This window comes from Agromyces cerinus subsp. cerinus, assembly GCF_900142065.1.
Classification (GTDB): domain Bacteria; phylum Actinomycetota; class Actinomycetes; order Actinomycetales; family Microbacteriaceae; genus Agromyces; species Agromyces cerinus.
This window is the reverse complement of sequence record NZ_FSRJ01000002.1, coordinates 333,557-352,165: the sequence shown is the minus strand read 5'-3', so window position 1 is coordinate 352,165 and position 18,609 is coordinate 333,557. Positions and strand designations below refer to the sequence as shown.

Sequence of the window (18,609 nt, the reverse complement as noted above, 5' to 3'; positions counted from 1 at the left end):
AGCGGCACCGCGGCGGTTAGGCTTCCGGGTCATGGGCACACGGACCACGATCCGCATCACCGCGACCGGGATCATCGCCGCGGTCGCGCTCTCGCTGCTGACGGCGTGCTCCTGGGGTCCGGAGAGCGCGGCAGCCGGTGTCCAGCGCGCGCTGTTCGGACTCCCCGGTGTGAAGTTCGCGAGCGCGAGCGTGAACGGCAACGGCGTCACCTCGGATTTCGGATGGGATGCCAGGGTCACCATGGAGCCGAACGCGGAGGACGACCAGTACGTGGAGGTGGTGCGGGTCTGGAATGAGCATTCCGCAGGCGGACGCTCCGAGAACGAGACGACACTCATGGTCGAGGCGATCGGCGAGTACGACCGTGTGCCGAGGTTCGAGATCGGCACGGGCGTCGACGATCGCACCGCCGTCTTCGAAGCCGAGCGGTGGCGAGCGCTCGTCGACGACTTCGAGCGAGTCCACGTCGTGCTCGAGCACGACTGGCGGGCAGACGAGCCCGGGTTCCGGCGGACCGTGCGGGTCGACGGTTCGTACTCCCCCGAGCAGCAGGCCGCGCTCGTCGCCGCGTTCAACGACGAGTACGAGCGCCAGCCTGCTCATGCGGCATCCGAGACGTCGATCGAGCTCCGTCCCGGTGGGACCCTCCCCGGCGGGGCGACCTGGGTCGATCTCCCCATGCCGAACGAGCAGATCGAGCAGGTCGCCGCGTTCCAGGCGCCCTTCGATCGGGCCCGACCCCTGGGCGGATCCGTGTTCAAGTTCGAGTGGCTGACGCCCACGGAACCCTACGACGGCGAGGCGCCCGAACCGCAGGAGCTGACGGTGGCGATCCGTCTCACCGACCTCTCGCCCGACGAACTCGCACCCGGCGAGTGGGAGAGCCGGTTCCGCGAGACGGCGAGGTGGCCCATCATGCTCGACTTCGCAGACGCGGTGCCCGCTGACGCTGTCGGACTGAGTGTCGTGATCGGAGACGCTCGGATCAACGCCTCGGACTGCGCCCCCGACCCCGATGACCCGGTGAGCGCCGGGCTGTGGACCGACTGGCGGAAGCGCGTCGGCATGCCGCCCGATGGGCGCTGCGACACGCCCTGACCGGGCATCCGCCGTTCTGCATGTTCAGCCGAGCAGCGCGACGATCTCGTCGTAGTCCTTCGCTCGGGCGTGCTGAAGCGGGGTGACCCCGTCGCGGTCGGCGATCGAGCGGTCGGCCCCGCCTTCGAGCAGCACGCGCACCGTCTCCTGGTGACGCGGGCCGCCGTCGCCGAGGATGACGGCCTCGAGCAGCGACGTCCAGCCGAGGTTGTTCACGTGGTTCACGTCGATGTCGGTCTGCAGCACGCGCTGCAGGTACTCGACGTGGGCGCGCTCGCCCGCCGGGATGACCGAGATGCCGCCGTAGCGGTTGACGATCGTGAAGTCGGGGTTCGCGGGCAGCAGCACCTCGGCCATCGCGACGCTTCCGGTGACGCCGGTCACGAGCCACGGGGTGTCGTGGCGGTCGTCGAGCGCGTCGGGGTCGGCACCGGCGGCGACGAGCAGCTTCGCCGCCTCGACGTGATCGCCGGTGACGGCGAGCAGCAGCGCCGTGCGCCGTCGCTCGTCTCGGGCCTCGAGGTCGGCTCCCGCGCGGATCGCGAGGTCGACCGTCGCCGTGTCGCCGGCGGATGCCGCACTCAGCAGGGTTCCGTCGGGGTCGGGCAGCTGGGGTGCAGGGGTCTCGGTCATCTGGACATCCTCTCGTGATGGCGGGGTCGGGGGCAGGTCGGTCGCTCGCGACGGCGCGTCGGTCTGCGCGCTGCACCCCGCGACCAGCAGCGAACGCCACGGATCTCGGCACTCATCTCGGGCACCGACGACCTCGAGGTCGTCGGCGAGGCGCGCCACCTCGCGACGACGCCCCTGCGGAGTTTCGGAGCTTTATCGAGCTTTATCGAGATTGCATAAAGGTCTCGAGCTGCCAGCGGTGCACAGATGCCCTCATGCCGCTGAGCGCACGGTGGCAAGCAACGATGTCCCCTTCCCCGCCTCGATTCCGCTCTCGGCATACAACACGCCTCGGGCGCGGAACAGCCTGCCGATAAACTGAGCGAACGGTGCGAGCGCGAGGAGGGTGAATGATCTTCAGCCTCGCCCTGTTCGGTGCGCTCGCCCTCGTCACGCCGCTGCTCACGAAGTGGCTCGGGCGCCGCGTGTTCGCCGTCATCGCGTTGCTGCCCGCCGCGGTCTTCGTACTGCTGCTCACCTGGATGCCCGGCGTGCTCGCCGGCACCCCGGTCGTCGAGATCGTGCCGTGGATCCCGACCCTCGACATCGCGCTCAGCTTCCGTCTCGACGCCCTCGCGCTGCTCCTCGCCCTCATCGTCACGGGTGTCGGCGCCCTCGTGCTGCTGTACTGCATGCACTACTTCGCCGACGACGAGCCCGCACTCGGGCGATTCGCGGCCCTCCTGCTCGCCTTCGCCGGCGTCATGTTCGGCCTCGTCACCGCCGACGACGTGTTCATCCTGTTCACGTTCTGGGAGGCCACGAGCGTGCTCTCGTACCTCCTCATCGGCCACTACACGGGCCGCAAAGAGAGCCGCGGAGCCGCGCTGCAGGCGTTGACCGTCACGACCTTCGGCGGGCTCGCGATGCTCGTCGGCCTCGTCATCCTCGCGGTCGACGGCGGCACGACCTCGCTGTCCGAGCTCGTCGCGCACCCCGTCACCGGCGCGGCCGGCGAGTGGGCGATCGCGCTCGTGCTGCTCGGCGCGATCTCCAAGAGCGCCCTCGTGCCGTTCCACTTCTGGCTGCCGGCCGCGATGGCCGCACCCACGCCGGTGAGCGCCTACCTGCACGCCGCCGCCATGGTGAAGGCGGGCGTGTATCTCGTCGCGCGCCTCGCACCCGGGTACGCCGATCTCGACGTGTGGCATCCGATCGTCATCGGGCTCGGTGCGCTCACGATGCTCGTCGGCGGCTGGCGCGCGCTCCGCCAGTACGACCTGAAGCTCCTGCTCGCCTACGGCACCGTGAGCCAGCTCGGCTTCCTCGTCATGGTCACGGGCTTCGGCACCCGCGACGCCGCACTCGCGGGCGTCACCCTGCTGCTCGCGCACGCCCTGTTCAAGGCGACCCTCTTCCTCGTGGTCGGCATCGTCGACCACGCCGCGGGCACTCGCGACTGGCGCAAGCTCTCGGGCGTCGGCCGACGTATGCCCGTGATCGCGACGATCGGCATCGTCGCCGCGGCATCCATGGCGGGCGTGCCGCCGCTGCTCGGCTTCGTCGCGAAGGAGGCGGTGTTCTCCGCCTTCCTCGAGGCGGTCGCCGCTGGCGACGGATGGGCATGGGTCTCGCTCATCGCGGCCTTCGCCGGTTCGGTGCTGACGGTCGCATACTCGGTGCGCTTCGTCTGGGGCGCCTTCTACTCCAAGAAGGATGTCGCGGACTGCGCGCTGCACGCCCCGAGCCCGGCGATCGCGGTGGCGCCCGGCCTCCTCGCCGCCGCCAGCCTCGTCGCGGCGTTCGCGATCCCGTTCATCGAGCCGCTGCTCGCGGCGTACGCCGACGAACTGCCCGGCAGCCACGACTACCACCTGGCCCTCTGGCACGGCCTCGAGCCCGCCCTCGCGATCTCGGCCGTCGTCTTCGCCCTCGGTGCACTGCTCGTGTGGGGCCGCCAGCGGGTCGCCCGCCTGCAGGCCGCCGTGGCGCCCGTGCTCGACTCCGCCCGCGGCTACCTCGGCATCGTCTCGGTCGTCGACCGGGTCGCCGCGACCGTCACCACCACGATCCAGTCGCGCGGCCTTCCCGGCTACCTCGCGATCATCGTCGCGGTCTTCATCGGCGGTCTCGGCACGCTCTCCATCCTGAACACCTCGTGGCCGAGCGAGATCCGGCTGTGGGACTATCCCGCGCAACCGTTCCTGGCCTTCGTCATGGCAGTCGCCGCGATCGCAGCGGCCACGGTGCGCCAGCGCATGACGGCGGTGCTGCTCGTGAGCGTCACGGGCTACGGGCTCGTGCTGCTCTTCGGCATGTCGGGCGCCCCCGACCTCGCACTCACGCAGGCACTCGTCGAGACGATCGTGCTCGTCGTCTTCGTGCTCGTGCTGCGGCGCCTGCCCAAGCAGATCGCGCAGCGCAATCCGCCGGTGCACAAGCTCGCGCGCGGCATCATCGGCGCCCTCGCCGGCATCGTCATGGGCGTGCTCGGCCTCGTCGCCCTCGGCGCCCGCATCGAGCCGACCATCGCCGAGGGCCTGCCCGCCCTCGCGATCGAAGCGCACGGCAAGAACATCGTGAACGTCATGCTCGTCGACATCCGCGCGTGGGACACCCTCGGCGAGATCTCGGTGCTCGTCGCGGTCGCCACCGGTGTCGCGAGCCTCATCTTCGTCTCGGGCCGCACGGGCGGCGCGCCCCGCCTCGACCACGTCGAGGGACTCGTGAACCGTCGCGACCGACTGCGGCCGGTGCCCGAGCCCGCGTGGTCGATCCGCGCCCCGCGTACGAGCCTCGCCGACACCGCCGGCGAGACGGATGCCGCGGGCGAGGCCGCCGAGACCAGACAGACCTGGCTCCTGGCCGGCCGCACGATCTCGCCGCGCAACCGCTCGATCCTCATCGAGGTGCTCGTGCGCCTGCTCTTCCACCCCGCGATCATCGTGTCGGTGTTCCTCCTCTTCGTCGGGCACAACGCCCCGGGCGGCGGCTTCGCCGGCGGCCTGCTCGCGGGCCTCGCCCTCGTCGCGCGCTACCTCGCCGGTGGCCGGTACGAGCTCGGTGAGGCGGCGCCGGTCGACGCCGGCAGGCTGCTCGGCACGGGCCTGCTGCTCGCCGCGGGCACCGCCGCGGGTTCGCTGCTCTTCGGCGGCCCGGTCTTCGAGTCCGCCTGGTTCGAGACCGAGGTGCCCCTGCTCGGCACGATCTCGATCGGCACCTCGACGCTCTTCGACATCGGCGTCTACCTCGTGGTCGTCGGCCTCGTGCTCGACATCCTGCGTTCGCTCGGCGGCGAGGTCGACCGTCAAGAGGAGCGTCAGACCGCCGACGACGGCGACGGCGACTTCACGACCGGCGACGGCGAGGGCGCTGCCTACCGCGAAGGCGTCGAGCACGCCGACGGCGCCGAGTACAGCGGCGGCGCCCGCCTGCCGAACCCCGAGGAGGCCCGCCGATGACCGCCTCACTGACCCTCGTGGTGCTCATGGCCGTGCTCTTCGGCGCGGGCGTCTCGATCATGCTCGAGCGCAGCCTCACCCGCGTGCTCATCGGCTTCCTGCTCGTCGGCAACGCCGTCAACATCCTCATCTACCTCATGAGCGGGGCGCCGGGGCTCGCGCCCATCCTCGGCGAGGGCGTCGACCCCGACACGATCTCCGATCCCCTTCCGCAAGCCTTCGTGTTGACGGCGATCGTCATCAACCTCGGCATCACGGCGTTCATGCTCGCGCTGATCTACCGTTCGTGGTGGCTCGCGCAGCTCGGCGCGAAGGGCGACCTCGTCGACGACGAGGAGGACATGGTCGAAGACGCCGAGGAGGCGGCCGACCTCATCCGCAGCTCGGCGGCCGACGACCAGGCCATCCAAGACCTCATCGATGCCAGCGACGAGGAGCCCGACGAAGGCCTCGAGCTCGAGGCATCCGCTCGCGACCGAGACGATGAGGAGGGCAGGCCATGACCGCCGTGCTCGTGCCCCTCGTCGTGCTGCTGCCGCTGCTCGGCGCGGCCGGCGCCCTGATCCTCGGCCGCCACCGCCGCGCCCAGATGGCGGTGAGCCTCGGCGTGCTCGCCGCGGTCACCGTGATCGCCGCGGTGCTGCTCGTCTCGGTCGACGCGAACGGCCCGGCCGTCGTCTACGTCGGCGGGTGGGATGCCCCGTGGGGCATCACCCTCGTCGTCGACCGCCTCTCGGCGATCATGCTCGTCATCTCGGCGATCATGCTGCTCGTCGTGCTCGTGTACTCGGTCGGGCAGGGCATCGCCGACCAGCATCGCGAGACGCCGGTGTCGATCTTCCACCCCTCGTACCTGATCCTCTCGGCGGGCGTCTTCAACGCGTTCATCGCGGGCGACCTGTTCAACCTCTACGTCGGCTTCGAGATCCTGCTGTCGGCGAGCTACGTGCTGCTGACGCTCGGCGGCACCGGCGAGCGCATCCGCGCGGGTGTCACGTACATCATCGTGAGCCTCGTCTCGTCGCTGTTCTTCCTGAGCGCGATCGCCCTCGTCTACGGCGCGACCGGCACGGTGAACATCGCGCAGCTCTCGGTGCGCCTCGCCGAGCTGCCCGGCGAGGTGCAGCTCATGCTGCACCTGCTGCTGCTCATCGCGTTCGGCATCAAGGCGGCGGTCTTCCCGCTCTCGTTCTGGCTGCCCGACTCCTACCCGACGGCACCGGCGCCGGTCACCGCCGTGTTCGCCGGCTTGCTCACGAAGGTCGGCGTCTACGCGATCATCCGCACCGAGACGGTGATCTTCACCGAGAGCGACGTCACGGTGCTCCTCATGGTGATCGGCGGGCTCACCATGCTCATCGGCATCCTCGGCGCGCTCACCCAGGCCGACATCAAGCGATTGCTCTCGTTCACGCTCGTGAGCCACATCGGCTACATGATCTTCGGCATCGCGCTCGGCACCCAGCTCGGCTACACGGCGACGATCTACTACGTCGTGCACCACATCACGGTGCAGACGACGCTCTTCCTCACCACCGGTCTCATCGAACGGTTCGGCGGTGCGACCTCCATCAACCGGCTCGCTGGGCTCCTGAAGGCCTCGCCGCTGCTCGGCGTGCTGTTCTTCATCCCTGCCCTGAACCTCGGCGGCATCCCGCCGTTCTCGGGCTTCCTCGGCAAGACCGGGCTGTTCCTCGCGGGCGGTGAGGAGGCCGCGGCCGACCCCGCGAACGCCTGGCTCGTCTGGATCGTGATCGCCGCGGGCGCCATCACCTCACTCATCACGCTCTACGCGCTCACCCGCTTCTGGAACATGGCGTTCTGGCGCGGCCGACGCGAGCTCGAGGGCTACGAGTCGGTGCTGCTCGGTTCGGTGCTCGAGGCCCCAGAGGGCGCCACGGTCACCGCGACCCGCACCACGCCGGTGCTCATGGTCGTCGCGACGAGCGCGCTCGTCATGCTGACGGTCTGCCTCACGGTGTTCGCCGGCCCCCTCTTCGAGCTCACCGGGCGTGCCGCGGCCGATCTGCTCGATGCCGGCGCCTACGTCTCCACCGTCTTCCCTGGAGGCATCCGATGACGCATGCTGCGACGGATGTCTCGCGCTGGCGCTCGGTCTGGCGGCAATTGCCGCTGCTCGTCGCCCTCGTCTTCCTGTGGGTGTTCCTCTGGGATCAGGTGACCGTGCTCACCGTGGTGACCGGCATCCTGCTCGCGATCGGCGTGACCCGGGTGCTCTACCTGCCGCCCGTGCTGCTGAGCGGCCGGTTCAACCCGTGGCGGGGCCTGCTGCTGGGCCTGCGCATGATGTTCGACGTCACCGTCGCCTCGCTGCAGGTCGCAGTGCTCGCGATCGACCCGCGGTGGAAGCCGATGAACTCGATCATCGCCGTGCAGCTGCTGACCCGCTCCGATCTCGTGACCACCCTGACCGCCGAGGCGATCTCGGTCGTGCCGGGCACCGTCGTCGTCGACATCGACCGCGAGCGGGGCCTGCTCTACCTGCACGCCCTCGGCACACGCACCCGGGCCGACATCGATCGGGTGCGTCGCGATGTGCTCGGCACCGAGGAGCGCATCGTGCTCGCCATCGGCACTCACGCGCAGGCCGTCTCGGTGCGCGAGGCCCGTCGCGAACGCCGGGCGCTCCGCTCGCAGACGAAGGGAGCCGGCTCATGACCTTCATGCAGATCGTCAGCCTGCTGGCAGGCATCATGTTCGGCATCGGCGCGCTCGCCGCCGTCTACCGCATCATCCGCGGCCCCTCGATCCTCGATCGGGCCCTCGCGACCGACGTGCTGCTGGCCATCGCGATCTGCGCCCTCGGCGCCGAGATGGCGATCAACAAGCACACCGACACCCTCGTGGTCATGCTCGTGCTCGCGATGTTCGCGGTCGTCGGCTCGATCTCGATCGCGCGGTTCATGGCGAAGCAGGATGCCTCATGAGCGCCGCCGAGATCGCCGTCGGACTCCTCATCCTGGTGAGCGCGTTCCTCTCGATGGCCGCGGGCATCGGCATCGTGCGGTTCCCCGACGTGCTGACCCGACTGCACGCCGCGACGAAGCCGCAGGTGCTCGGGCTCGCGACCGTGCTCGTCGCGATCGTCGTGCAGGTGCCGACCTGGGGTGTGCTCACGACCGTGGTGCTCGTCATGACGTTCCAGCTGCTCACCCAGCCGATGACCGCGCACATGCTCGGCCGCTCGGCCTACCGCAGCGATCACGTGCGCCGCGATCTCCTCATCGAGGACGACCTCGATCGCGACATCGCCGAGCACGACCAGACGGGTCGCTGAGCCGAGCACGATCGCTGCGGGCTCCGCGGCCACTCGCGTGTCGGTCGGCGGGGCGGCGAGACGACGGGGCGGCGGGGCGGCGGGGCGGCGAGCACCGTGTGCCCACCGCCCCGCCGTCCGGGACCCGCTACCCCAGCGAGCGGATGCGGGCGTCTCCCCAGTCGGCGTGATCGCTGTTGTTGCTGCCGTCGGCGTCGGAGGCGCGGAGGGTCAGCTCTCGCACGCCGAGTACGTCGAGCTCGATCGCCTGCACCGGCGAGGTCGCGCGCATGACGCCGCTGTCGTAGACCACGACGCCGTCGGCGAGCACCTGGAACACGATCGAGGCCGGCGACTGCGCGGATGACGCGTCGTCGACGCCCACCATCGCCGAGAACGACGCATCGGTCGGGGCGAGGGCGAACACGATCTCGCTGTTCGCGTGGGCCCCGAGGCCCTTCGCGAAGCTCTGACCCTCGATGCGCAGCGTCCCGCCGCTGACCGAGCGATCTCGGCCGATCGTGCCCCACCCGGTCGTCGCGGAGATCCACTCGCGGTCGCTGAGGTACGAGACCACCTCATCGGGCGAGGTCACCTCGTCGACGGTGGTCGCCTGACCGGTTCCGAGTTCGTTCGCGGCGGCGACCCGATAGCGGTACGGCCCTCCCGAGGCATCCGTGTCGACGAACGAGGAGCCGGCGACGCCCGAGGCGAGCTCGACGAAGTCGTCCGACCCGGCCGGCGCCCGCCAGACGACGCTGCTCACGGCGTCCTCGGCGGGCTCCCACAGCACGACCACCTTGTCGCCCGAGCGGTACGCCTCGACGCCGGCCGGGGCCGCAGGCGCCGCGGTCGGCTTCGTGCGGAACGAGCGCGTCTCGCTCGCTGCGAGGCGCTGCCCGGTGGCGGAATTCACGGCGGTGACCGACCAGAAGTAGCGGAGACCCGGCTGGAGCTCCTGCTTCAGGCGCACGGAGGTGCCGCGGACGGTGCGGTCGGCGACGACCTCGGTCAGTGCGCGGTCGCGAGCCACCACCACCCGGTACTCGTCGGCGTTCCCCGAGCGCTGCCAATCGAGCTTGGGGGTGGTCGCGACGCGCACCGCCTCGTCGGCCGGTGCGGCGAGCCCGAACTCGGCGGGGTGGGTGAGGATGGTGTCGCCGTGCTGCTGCTCGCGGAGCGCTCCCTGCGCCCGGAACTCGACCGACGCGCCGACGGGGAGGTCGACGGTCAGCTCGCTGACCGCGCGGCCGTTGAGGTGTCGCAGCTCGGGCTTCGTCTTCTCGCCGTCCACGACGATCCACTTCCACCCGCCGTCGAATCGCACCGTGGTGGTCAGCGGCTGAGGTCCCTCCTCATGCGTCACGACCGTCGAGGTGCGTCCCTCGTGACGGACGCCGAAGCGGTGCTCGCCGACCGCGACGTGGTCGAGCTCGAGCCACGGCAGCGCCTCGGGCAGGTGCGACTCGACCGCGACCGCGTGCTCGGGCGCGTTCGGGTCGACGCCGGCAAGGCCTTCGACCGTCTGCGACACGAGCGTGAAGCTGGTCTCGGGGTAGTCGCCGTTCACGCCCTGCTGCGAGACCACGTGCGGCTCGTGCAGGTGGGAGACGATGTCCTGCATCCAGGCGTAGGCCTCGGCGTCACGCCCGTACTCGAACAGCGCATCCGGCACGTAGGTGAGCGCCTCGATGTTCTCGGGGCGGTCCTCGGCGAACATCCGGTCGAGATACGGCAGGAATTCGTAGCTGCGCTTGGCATCGGGGTCGATGAGCTTCTTGATCGCCTCGAACGCGCTCGGCTCGCGCCCGAATCCGAGCACGGGCTCGCCTTCGCCGTTGCGCGCTCGCACGTATTCGGCCTGCGCGTCGGTGACGCCCCACTCCTCGTTGAAGTAGCGCTGCAGCTCATCGGCCTTCGTCGTGAACTCGTCGGCGAGGGCCTGCTCGCCCTTGGCGCCTGCCATGGAGGCGAAGGCCCGGTAGGCGGCGTACTGCGAGGCGATGCCGTCGCCCGCCTCGATCGCCTCGACGCCGGGCCGTTCGTCATAGCTCGCTGCGCCGGCGAAGATGCCGCGGCCGGTGCCTTCGGCGACGCCGTTGGGGATGCGCGCATCGTGCAGGGCGACGAAGTCGGTCACCGCCTTCGAGTAGTACTGCCAGAGCACCGGGTCGTCGAGATAGTCGGCATCGCCGGTCCAGCGGTACTGCTCGGCGGCCTCCTCGACGAGCTCGAACACGGCGGGCACCTCGCGCACGAAGTTCTCGTCGCTCTTGTAGTCGATCGTGTACGGGCTGCCGTCGAAGTTGAGCGCCCAGAGCGGGTACCACTTCCGCGATGCGTTCGCGGTGGCCGCGAACGCGGTGAGCATGGACTTGTTCTCGGCTTCGAGGCCGAGCAGGTGGGCGCCGCTCGCCTGGTGCACGAAGTCGCGCGAATAGAACGCGGTGCGGTGGGCGTACCCTGCCCAGTAGGAGGGGATGTAGTCCACCCGGGTCGGGCCGGGGGTGTCGCCGTTCACGTTGATCGGACCGGACTTGCCCGTCTGCACGTGCTGCCGGGCGCGCCACTTCGACCAGTTGAACGCGTCGGTGAGTGCCTGGTCGGCGCTCTGGATGACGATGCCCTTCGGTTCACGCACGACGGTCACGGTCCACCGCGTCTCGGCTCCGTCGCGATCGCGCACGGTGAACTCGACCGGTTCGCGGTAGTCGCGCGGTGCACTCGGGTCGGGGAGCATCCTGGCGCCGTCGGCGAGCTCGACCGTGGCCGCGAGGCTCGTGAGATCGCGGTCGTACGGCACCTGGAGGGAGATGGTCCCGGCCTCCGCGTCGATCGACGTCGGGCCCTGCTGGCCGGCGATCGCGAACGCGTCGACCACGCGGATGTCGCGGGTCATGTTGACGTCGTCGATGTTCGTCCATTCTGTTCCGCCGGTGAAGAACACCTGCACGTCGGCGCCCGCGGGGAGGTCGACGCCGGGCAGGCTGTAGAGACGGTAGCCGGCCGCGCTCGGCAGATCGAGCGAGGCGATCACACCGTTCGCGTCACGCAGCCCGAAGACTCCGCCGGCCCCGCCGGTCGCCACCCACGCCTCGGCGCGGTACTCGCCGTCGGTCGGCACGGCGAGGTCCTGCGAGATCGAGTTCGCGTCCCCGTCGTCGAGATAGGCGAGCGCGGATCCGGAATGCGGGTTGTTCGTCGCGATGCCGGCACCGCCGGCGAACACCCAGGGCGCGGCGCCGAGTTCGAATCCGCCGTTGACGAGCAGTGACGCCTCGGCGGCGGCCGCGGGCGCCGAGCCGAAGGCGATGCCCGCCGCGATCACCGCGCCCGCGGTGATCGCGGCGACGGCGGAACGCACGCCTCCGCGCGCCGCACGATACTCGGTCCCGCTCCGTCGGGATGGACGATGTGGTCGTGCCGGCATGACTCTCCCTCGAGTGATGATCTGCTGATTTCCAACAATATTCTGCAAATTTGCCAAGTTACCGTCGGATGCTAGCAGAGGGCCCGTCCCGAGGGGAAGGTCTCCGAAGCGACCGACAGTGACACCGAACCGCGAACGCCCAAGCCCTCCGGCCGCCCGCCCGCACCGGTACGATCTGCGGATGAGCGAGAGCCGGCCCACGACGACCGCGAGATTCGACCCCGCCCCGCTCCTGGATCCGGTCGATCACTCCGCCGTGCGGGAGTACGAGGTCCGCAACGGCTTCCGGCCGGGCGGCGGCGGCGGCGTCCCGTGGTACGGCGTGCTCCTCGGGCTCGTCCTCGGCGGGTTCGCGGCACTCATCGTCGCCCTGCCGCTTCTCTTCGTCGTGATGCTCGTCGACGGCGTGCTCGAGGCCTCCACCGGCGTCGGGCTCCCCGGCGAAGTGGTCTTCCCGCTGGCCTTCGCCGGTGCCGCGACGATCATCGCGAGCTTCGCCTGGTACGCGGTGAAGTCATCCCGTCTCGAGGGCGAGGCCCGCTTCCGGGTCAGTCGATTCGCCGCCGCGAACGGGCTCGAGTTCGTGCCGCGCATCGCCGAGCCCGCGGCACCCGGCATGATCTTCGAGCACGGCAGCGATCGCGTCGCGAGCGAGATCGTGCGCCTGTCGCAGCCGCGGGCCGTCGAGATCGCGAACTACCGGTACGTGAAGCAGACGACGAAGACGCACGAGACGTTCCGCTGGTCGTACCTCGCGTTCACGCTCGATCGCGCGCTGCCGCACATCGTGCTCGACGCTCGGAGCAACGACTCGAAACTCCTCGGCTCGAATCTGCCGAACGCGCTCGCGACCGCGCAGCAGCTCTCCCTGGAGGGCGACTTCGACCGGCACTTCACGCTGCACTGCCCCGAAGGATACGAAGCCGACGCCCTCTACCTGTTCACACCCGACATCATGGCCCGGTTCATCGACGCCGGCGCCGGTTTCGACGTCGAGATCGTCGACGACCGGCTCTATCTCTACTCGAGCGGATCTCGCGCGTTCTCGAGCGACGACCCGGCGATGTGGGAGTGGGTCTTCTCCACCGTCGACGCACTGAACGCGAAGCTCGAGCGGTGGGAACGCTGGCGCGACGAGCGGCTCGCCGAGCCGAGCTCGGCCGTCGCGCAGCCTCCCGGCCCGCTCCCCGCGATGCCCCGCGGCGTCGCTCCGCAGGGTCGACGGCTGAAGCAGCGCATCCCGCTGCTCGCGTTCCTGCCGGTCGTCGTCATGGCCGGGATCTGGTTCTGCATCCCGCTGCTCGATTCCCTCGGGTGAGGCAGCCGAGAACCCGCCCGCCGGACTCAGCTGCGCCCGCTGAAGACCGGCTTCCGCTTCTCCTGGAACGCGGCGAAGCCCTCGCGGTAGTCGGCGGTGTCGCAGAGCGCGGCCTGCGCGCGGTTCTCCTCGGACATCGACGCCCAGAGCCCGAGCCGGTCGTCGCGGAGCGCCGCGACGAGGCGCTTCGAGGCGACGAACGCCTGGGTGGCCCCGGATGCCGCGGCGCGGGCCGCGGCGCGGGTGGCATCCGTCACCTCGTCGGCGGGGAACACCTGCGAGAACAGGCCCGCCGCGACCGCCTCGGCGCCCGACATGAGCCGGCCGGTGACGATGAGGTCCATGGTGCGATGCGCGCCGAGTCGTTCGACGAAGAGGGTGTGCCCGCCCGAGTCGAGCGTCGCCCCGAGGCTCGCGAACGGCGAGCCGATCTTCGCGGTGTCGGCGACGTAGACGATGTCGGAGGCGATGAGCAGACCGAGGCCCACGCCGAGGCACGCGCCGTGCGCGACCGCGAACGTCGGCACGGCGATGCCGGCCATGCGCTGCAGGAGCGGCTCGACGAGTCCGCCGAGGTAGCCGAGCACGTCGTCCTCGCGGGGGTCGACGCCCGAGATGTCGCGGCCGGCGCAGAACGCGCGCCCCTCGCCGCGCAGCACGAGCGCACGGATGTCGCCGGTCTGCGCCATCCGCTCGGCCTCGGTGTAGGCGGCGGCGAGCTCGCCGATCGCCGCTTCGTCGAGCGCGTTGAGCTTCTCGGGGGCGTTCAGCACGACCTCGGCGACGCCGTCGGCCACGGTGAGTTCGATCATGATGCTCCGTTCCGCAGGTCTCCGTCGACCCGTTCGCAGGGTATCGGCGTCAGACGTCGTAGTCGACGACGACGCGGTCCGACTTGGGGTGCGACTGGCACGTGAGCACGTAGCCGCGTTCGAGCTCGTCGGGCTCGAGGGCGTAGTTCTCGGTCATCGCGACGCTGCCCTCGATCACGCGCGCACGGCAGGTGCCGCACACTCCCCCGGCGCAGGCGAACGGCACGTCGGCCCGCACGCGCAGCGCCGCGTTCAGGATCGACTCGTTGGCGCTCACCGGGCTGTCGACGGTCGACGACAGGCCGTCGAGCGTGAACTCGATCGCGACCGTCGGCTCGCCACGCTCGACCACCACGGGGCGGCCGTGTCGCGGCTCGACCCGGTCGGCGTCGGTCGTGAAGAGCTCGTAGCGCACGTGCTTGGCCGGCACGCCGCGCGCCTCGAGGGTGTCGCGCGCGAGCTGCACGAGCTCGAACGGCCCGCAGAGGAACCACTCGTCGACCGTCTCGGGCCGGATCAGCACATCGAGCATGCGATCGAGCTTCTCGCCGTCGATGCGCCCCGAGAGCAGAGGTGCGGTGCGCTGTTCGCGCGAGAGCACGTGGTGCAGGGCGAGGCGCGACGGGTAGCGGTCCTTCAGCTCGGCGAGCTCCTCGAGGAACATCACGTCGAGCGTCGAACGGTTCGTGTAGACGAGCTCGAACTCGGATGTCGCGGAGCGCGCCAGCACCGTGTGGGCGAGCGCCATGAGCGGGGTGATGCCCGACCCGGCGGCGATGCCGACGATGTGCTTGCCGTCGAGCGCGTCGAGGCTCGAGGTGAAGGTGCCCTGCGGGCTCATCACGTCGAGGGTGTCGCCCGCGACGAGCTCGGTGTTCGCCCACGTCGAGAACTGGCCGCCCAGGTCGCGCTTGATCGCGACCGAGACGCTGCCCCGCACGGGCGGACGGCAGATCGAGTAGCTGCGACGCAGCTCGTGCCCGTCGAAGTCCTTGCGGAGCGCCACGTACTGGCCGGGCAGGTACGTGTAGTCGTCGGCGAGCTCGTCGGGCACGGCGAAGGTGACCTCGACGGCATCGGCCGTCAGCGGGCGCACCTCGGCGACCTCGAGCGAGTGGAAGCGGGCGCGGTGCCGCTTCGCCGCTTCGTTCTTGGACAGGGATTCGCCGCCGACGGTGCTCTGCAGGAACGCCGAGGCGACCGCGGCATCGGGCGTCGCGGCATCGGGCGTCGGGGTCGCCGTCGACCCCAGGTTGCGGGCGGCCATCAGAGCACCTTGAAGTAGTCGAAGGGCTCGAGGCAGTCGCGGCACTCGTAGAGGGCCTTGCACGATGTCGAGCCGAAGCGGGCGAGTTCGCGGGTGTTGAGCGAGTCGCAGCGCGGGCACTTCACGGCGAGCTGCACGCGCACGGGGCCGGCCGGGCGTGCGGCCGCGTTGCCGCTCGGCGCCTGGATGCCGTACCTGCGCAGCTTCTCTTTGCCGGCGTCGCTCATCCAGTCGGTGGTCCACGCGGGGGCGAGCACGAGGTCGACGCGCACGTCGTCGTAGCCGGCGTGCGTGAGCGCGAGCAGCACGTCGTCGCGCATGGCGTCGAGCGCGGGGCATCCGCTGTACGTCGGGGTCAGCTGCACGCGCACGGCTCCGTCGTCGCCGATCTCGACCGACCGCAATACGCCGAGGTCTTCGATCGTGAGCACGGGGATCTCGGGGTCGGTCACGGTCGCTGCGACCGCCCACGCGCGCGCGGCGGCGGGGTCGCTCGGCACCGGCCGGGCGACCGAAGCGACGGATGCCTCGGCGCGCTGCGCCACCGCCGCGGTCACCACGATGCTCCGGGGTGCGCGCGGGCGAGCACCTGCATCTCGGCGAGCAGCGGTCCGATGTGCTCGGTGTGGCTGCCGGCTCGGCCTCCGCCCGAGGCGATGAACGCGGTGCGGCCGGTCGGGCGCTCGAGCACGGCTTCGGCGAAGACCTCGTCGATGACGGCGTCGAACGCCGGGCGCAGGGTCGACGGCAGCACGGCGACGCCCGTCGCGGCGAGCCGCTCGACGAGCGCGTCGTCGACGAACAGCTCGTCGACGTACGGCCAGGTGTCGGCGATCGCGAGGAGCATGCGGCGACGCGACTCCTCGGTGCCGCCCGCGAGGCGCAGCACCCACTGGGTCGCGTGGTCGCGGTGGTAGTCGACCTCCTTCACCGACTTCGCGGCGATCGCCGCGAGCGTCGGGTCGGTCGAGTCCACGAGCCGCGAGTACAGCTCGAACAGGTAGACGGATGCCGCGAGCTGTCGCGCGATCGTGTGGCCGAAGTCGCCGTTCGGCTGCTCGAAGAGCCAGGCGTTGCGGAACTCGGGCTCATCGCGCCAATAGGCGAGGTCGTCTTCGCTGCGGCCGCTCGCAGTGCCGGCGTAGTGCAGCAGCGAACGCGCGTGCCCGATGAGGTCGAGGGCGATGTTGCCGAGCGCGACGTCCTCCTCGAGCTCGGGCGCGCGGGCGATCCACATGCCGAGCTGCTGGGCGAGCACGAGGGCGTCGTCGCCGAGCCGCATCGCGTACTCCGCGGCATCCGCCGAGGCCACCGCGGTGCTGCCGTCGGCCGCGGTGCCCGCGAGCTCGTCGGCGAGCGCGAGGCGATCGACGGAGACGTCGCCGTGGACGTCTTCTGCAGGTTGAGCCGGTCGAAACCCTTCGACGGGCTCAGGGCGCATGCCGCTCACAGGTGCTTCACCCCTTCGCTCTTCGTGTAGTAGACGGCGTGACGGTAGTTCTTGCCGGCGGGGCTCTCGAAGAAGGCGCCCTTCGCGTCGGGGTCGCTCGTCGTGATCGCGTCGGCGGGCACGACCCAGATCGAGATGCCCTCGTTCCGGCGCGTGTAGAGGTCGCGCGCGTTGCGCACGGCCATGTCGGCGTCGGGCGCGTGCAGCGAGCCGACGTGCACGTGGCTCAGGCCGCGGTTGGCGCGCACGAAGACCTCCCAGAGCGGCCAGGCCTCGGTGCCGATCTCACCCGGTGTCGACATCACGCCACCGCCCCTGCTGCGGCGAGCGCGCGCTCGGACTGCTTGCGGGCGTACTCGTGCGCCGCCTCGCGCACCCACGCGCCGTCTTCGTGGGCCTCGCGGCGACGGCGCAGGCGCTCGGCGTTCGCCGGGCCGCGGCCCGCGAGCACCTCGTTGAACTCGGTCCAGTCGATCTCGCTCATGTCGTACTCCCCGGTCTCCTCGTTGAATCGCAGGTTCGGGTCGGGCAGCGTCACGCCCATGACCTCGGCCTGCGGCACGAGCATGCCGACGAAGCGCTGGCGCAGCTCGTCGTTCGAGAAGCGCTTGATGTTCCACGCCATCGACTGCGCCGAGTTCGGCGACTGGTCGTCGGGCGGGCCGAACATCATGAGCGAGGGCCAGTACCAGCGGTTCACCGCGTCCTGCGCCATCTCGCGCTGCGCCTCGGTGCCCTGCATGAGTTCGAGCAGGATCTCGAAGCCCTGCCGCTGGTGGAACGACTCCTCCTTGCAGATGCGCACCATCGCCCGGCCGTACGGGCCGTAGGAGGCGCGGCAGAGCGGCACCTGGTTGCAGATCGCGGCGCCGTCGACGAGCCATCCGATCGCACCCATGTCGGCCCAGGTCGGCGTCGTGTAGTTGAAGATCGAGGAGTAGCGGGCCTTGCCGGCGATGAGCTGCTCGGTCATCTCCTCTCGCGTGATGCCGAGGGTCTGCGCCGCGGAGTAGAGGTAGAGCCCGTGGCCCGCCTCGTCTTGCACCTTCGCCATGAGGATCGCCTTGCGCTTCAGGCTCGGCGCGCGCGTGATCCAGTTCGACTCGGGCTGCATGCCGATGATCTCGGAGTTGGCGTGCTGCGAGATCTGGCGGATGAGCGTCTTGCGGTACGCGTCGGGCATCCAATCGCGCGGCTCGATGCGGGAGTCGGCGGCGATGAGGTCGTTGAACCGGGCCTCCTCCACGGAGAGCTCCGGGTCGACCACGCTGAGGTCTGCTGGAGAGGTCATCGTCGACTCCTGTGTCTCTGGACTCGGCATTACTAACCGATCGTTCAGTTAGTATATGCTCAACTCGAGCGCCGCAGCAACGGCGCGCGAACGGATGAACTCGATGAGGAGCTTCACATGGCGGATGCCGCGACCACTTCCACCCGCGCGATGATGCAGCGCGACCAGGCCTCCGCAGCGCTCGGCATGGTCATCGAGCTCGACGAGCCGGGCCACGCGGTCGTCTCCATGCAGGTTCGCGACGACATGACCAACGGCTTCCACATCACCCACGGCGGGTTCGTCTTCACGCTCGCCGACACGGCGTTCGCGATCGCCTGCAACGAAGACGACACCATCACTGTCGCCGCCGGAGCAGACATCACCTTCCTGAAGTCGACGGTCGTCGGGCAGACCCTCACCGCCACCGCCGTCCGCCGCGCACGCAGCGGCCGCACCGGCCTCTACGACGTCACGGTCGTCGACGAACAGGGCGACGCCGTCGCCGAGTTCCGCGGCCGCTCGATCTCCACCAACCGCACCATCTGACCCCGCCACCAGGAGCCCCCGTGTCGACGACGACCACCTCCCCCTCCATCTCCGGCCTCGCCCC

General features: G+C 70.3%; 17 protein-coding genes. 9 read left to right on the top strand and 8 right to left on the bottom strand.

Annotated features, from left to right (window positions below):
- Positions 1-31 precede the first annotated feature (31 nt).
- Entirely contained in the window at positions 32-1,099 is a 1,068-nt protein-coding gene (locus tag BUR99_RS07705; RefSeq protein WP_074259788.1) for a hypothetical protein, read from the top strand.
- A 24-nt stretch (positions 1,100-1,123) separates the two neighbouring features.
- On the opposite strand, the gene BUR99_RS07700 is transcribed toward BUR99_RS07705, so the two are convergent.
- Positions 1,124-1,732, bottom strand: coding sequence for an ankyrin repeat domain-containing protein (locus BUR99_RS07700; protein WP_074260287.1), 609 nt, complete (start codon positions 1,730-1,732; stop codon positions 1,124-1,126).
- 389 nt (positions 1,733-2,121) lie between these two features.
- Between BUR99_RS07700 and BUR99_RS07695 the strand changes: the two genes are divergently transcribed.
- From BUR99_RS07695 to mnhG, 6 genes are read left to right on the top strand one after another with little or no spacing between them, the layout of a single operon-like run.
- Entirely contained in the window at positions 2,122-5,172 is a 3,051-nt protein-coding gene (locus tag BUR99_RS07695; protein ID WP_074259787.1) for a Na+/H+ antiporter subunit A, read from the top strand.
- Positions 5,169-5,675: a Na(+)/H(+) antiporter subunit C gene (locus BUR99_RS07690; RefSeq protein WP_074259786.1), complete on the top strand. Its 507-nt coding sequence runs from the start codon at positions 5,169-5,171 to the stop codon at positions 5,673-5,675. Before BUR99_RS07695 ends, BUR99_RS07690 begins: the two co-directional genes overlap by 4 nt.
- On the top strand, positions 5,672-7,252 hold the full coding sequence (locus tag BUR99_RS07685; protein WP_074259785.1) for a Na+/H+ antiporter subunit D: 1,581 nt from the start codon (positions 5,672-5,674) through the stop codon (positions 7,250-7,252). The genes BUR99_RS07690 and BUR99_RS07685 overlap by 4 nt, the downstream gene beginning before the upstream one ends.
- A complete protein-coding gene (locus BUR99_RS07680) occupies positions 7,249-7,851 on the top strand; it encodes a Na+/H+ antiporter subunit E (protein WP_074259784.1) in 603 nt (200 codons plus the stop codon). Before BUR99_RS07685 ends, BUR99_RS07680 begins: the two co-directional genes overlap by 4 nt.
- Entirely contained in the window at positions 7,848-8,120 is a 273-nt protein-coding gene (locus tag BUR99_RS07675) for an MrpF/PhaF family protein (RefSeq protein WP_084183902.1), read from the top strand. Before BUR99_RS07680 ends, BUR99_RS07675 begins: the two co-directional genes overlap by 4 nt.
- Positions 8,117-8,470 carry a monovalent cation/H(+) antiporter subunit G gene (mnhG, locus tag BUR99_RS07670; protein ID WP_074259783.1) on the top strand — a complete coding sequence of 118 codons (354 nt, stop codon included), beginning with the start codon at positions 8,117-8,119 and terminating at the stop codon, positions 8,468-8,470. Before BUR99_RS07675 ends, mnhG begins: the two co-directional genes overlap by 4 nt.
- A gap of 127 nt (positions 8,471-8,597) precedes the next feature.
- Here the strand turns inward: mnhG and BUR99_RS07665 are convergent, their stop codons facing one another.
- Entirely contained in the window at positions 8,598-11,813 is a 3,216-nt protein-coding gene (locus BUR99_RS07665; RefSeq protein WP_074259782.1) for an NPCBM/NEW2 domain-containing protein, read from the bottom strand.
- 247 nt (positions 11,814-12,060) lie between these two features.
- Here BUR99_RS07665 and BUR99_RS07660 point away from each other — a divergent pair, with 247 nt between their 5' ends.
- On the top strand, positions 12,061-13,197 hold the full coding sequence (locus BUR99_RS07660; protein WP_074259781.1) for a hypothetical protein: 1,137 nt from the start codon (positions 12,061-12,063) through the stop codon (positions 13,195-13,197).
- A gap of 26 nt (positions 13,198-13,223) precedes the next feature.
- On the opposite strand, the gene BUR99_RS07655 is transcribed toward BUR99_RS07660, so the two are convergent.
- Genes BUR99_RS07655 through paaA form a run of 6 tightly spaced genes read right to left on the bottom strand, consistent with a single transcriptional unit; the run spans position 13,224 to position 18,017 of the window.
- Complete coding sequence (locus BUR99_RS07655; protein WP_074259780.1) at positions 13,224-14,009, bottom strand: enoyl-CoA hydratase/isomerase family protein; 786 nt, start codon at positions 14,007-14,009, stop codon at positions 13,224-13,226.
- Between the two features lie 49 nt (positions 14,010-14,058).
- Positions 14,059-15,276, bottom strand: coding sequence for a 1,2-phenylacetyl-CoA epoxidase subunit PaaE (paaE, locus tag BUR99_RS07650; RefSeq protein ID WP_084183804.1), 1,218 nt, complete (start codon positions 15,274-15,276; stop codon positions 14,059-14,061).
- Complete coding sequence (gene paaD, locus BUR99_RS07645; RefSeq protein ID WP_074260283.1) at positions 15,276-15,776, bottom strand: 1,2-phenylacetyl-CoA epoxidase subunit PaaD; 501 nt, start codon at positions 15,774-15,776, stop codon at positions 15,276-15,278. Before paaD ends, paaE begins: the two co-directional genes overlap by 1 nt.
- Positions 15,777-15,829: 53 nt before the next feature.
- On the bottom strand, positions 15,830-16,717 hold the full coding sequence (gene paaC, locus BUR99_RS07640; RefSeq protein WP_074260284.1) for a 1,2-phenylacetyl-CoA epoxidase subunit PaaC: 888 nt from the start codon (positions 16,715-16,717) through the stop codon (positions 15,830-15,832).
- Positions 16,718-16,722: 5 nt separating this feature from the next.
- Positions 16,723-17,028: a 1,2-phenylacetyl-CoA epoxidase subunit PaaB gene (gene paaB, locus BUR99_RS07635; RefSeq protein ID WP_056011764.1), complete on the bottom strand. Its 306-nt coding sequence runs from the start codon at positions 17,026-17,028 to the stop codon at positions 16,723-16,725.
- Positions 17,028-18,017, bottom strand: a complete 990-nt coding sequence (gene paaA / locus BUR99_RS07630; RefSeq protein WP_074259779.1) for a 1,2-phenylacetyl-CoA epoxidase subunit PaaA — start codon at positions 18,015-18,017, stop codon at positions 17,028-17,030. Before paaA ends, paaB begins: the two co-directional genes overlap by 1 nt.
- 117 nt (positions 18,018-18,134) lie before the next feature.
- On the opposite strand from paaA, the gene paaI reads away from it, so the two are divergent.
- A complete protein-coding gene (paaI, locus tag BUR99_RS07625; RefSeq protein ID WP_074259778.1) occupies positions 18,135-18,545 on the top strand; it encodes a hydroxyphenylacetyl-CoA thioesterase PaaI in 411 nt (136 codons plus the stop codon).
- Positions 18,546-18,609 lie beyond the last annotated feature (64 nt).

Excerpts from the sequence above, each read along its gene's own strand:
- paaC (WP_074260284.1), bottom strand. The coding sequence starts at position 16,717 with ATGCGCCCTGAGCCCGTCGAAGGGTTTCGACCGGCTCAACCTGCAGAA.
- BUR99_RS07685 (WP_074259785.1), top strand. The coding sequence starts at position 5,672 with ATGACCGCCGTGCTCGTGCCCCTCGTCGTGCTGCTGCCGCTGCTCGGC.
- paaA (WP_074259779.1), bottom strand. The coding sequence starts at position 18,017 with ATGACCTCTCCAGCAGACCTCAGCGTGGTCGACCCGGAGCTCTCCGTG.
- BUR99_RS07655 (WP_074259780.1), bottom strand. The coding sequence starts at position 14,009 with ATGATCGAACTCACCGTGGCCGACGGCGTCGCCGAGGTCGTGCTGAAC.
- mnhG (WP_074259783.1), top strand. The coding sequence starts at position 8,117 with ATGAGCGCCGCCGAGATCGCCGTCGGACTCCTCATCCTGGTGAGCGCG.
- BUR99_RS07705 (WP_074259788.1), top strand. The coding sequence starts at position 32 with ATGGGCACACGGACCACGATCCGCATCACCGCGACCGGGATCATCGCC.
- paaE (WP_084183804.1), bottom strand. The coding sequence starts at position 15,276 with ATGGCCGCCCGCAACCTGGGGTCGACGGCGACCCCGACGCCCGATGCC.
- paaI (WP_074259778.1), top strand. The coding sequence starts at position 18,135 with ATGGCGGATGCCGCGACCACTTCCACCCGCGCGATGATGCAGCGCGAC.
- BUR99_RS07695 (WP_074259787.1), top strand. The coding sequence starts at position 2,122 with ATGATCTTCAGCCTCGCCCTGTTCGGTGCGCTCGCCCTCGTCACGCCG.
- paaB (WP_056011764.1), bottom strand. The coding sequence starts at position 17,028 with ATGTCGACACCGGGTGAGATCGGCACCGAGGCCTGGCCGCTCTGGGAG.
- BUR99_RS07700 (WP_074260287.1), bottom strand. The coding sequence starts at position 1,732 with ATGACCGAGACCCCTGCACCCCAGCTGCCCGACCCCGACGGAACCCTG.
- BUR99_RS07690 (WP_074259786.1), top strand. The coding sequence starts at position 5,169 with ATGACCGCCTCACTGACCCTCGTGGTGCTCATGGCCGTGCTCTTCGGC.
- BUR99_RS07660 (WP_074259781.1), top strand. The coding sequence starts at position 12,061 with ATGAGCGAGAGCCGGCCCACGACGACCGCGAGATTCGACCCCGCCCCG.
- BUR99_RS07675 (WP_084183902.1), top strand. The coding sequence starts at position 7,848 with ATGACCTTCATGCAGATCGTCAGCCTGCTGGCAGGCATCATGTTCGGC.
- BUR99_RS07680 (WP_074259784.1), top strand. The coding sequence starts at position 7,249 with ATGACGCATGCTGCGACGGATGTCTCGCGCTGGCGCTCGGTCTGGCGG.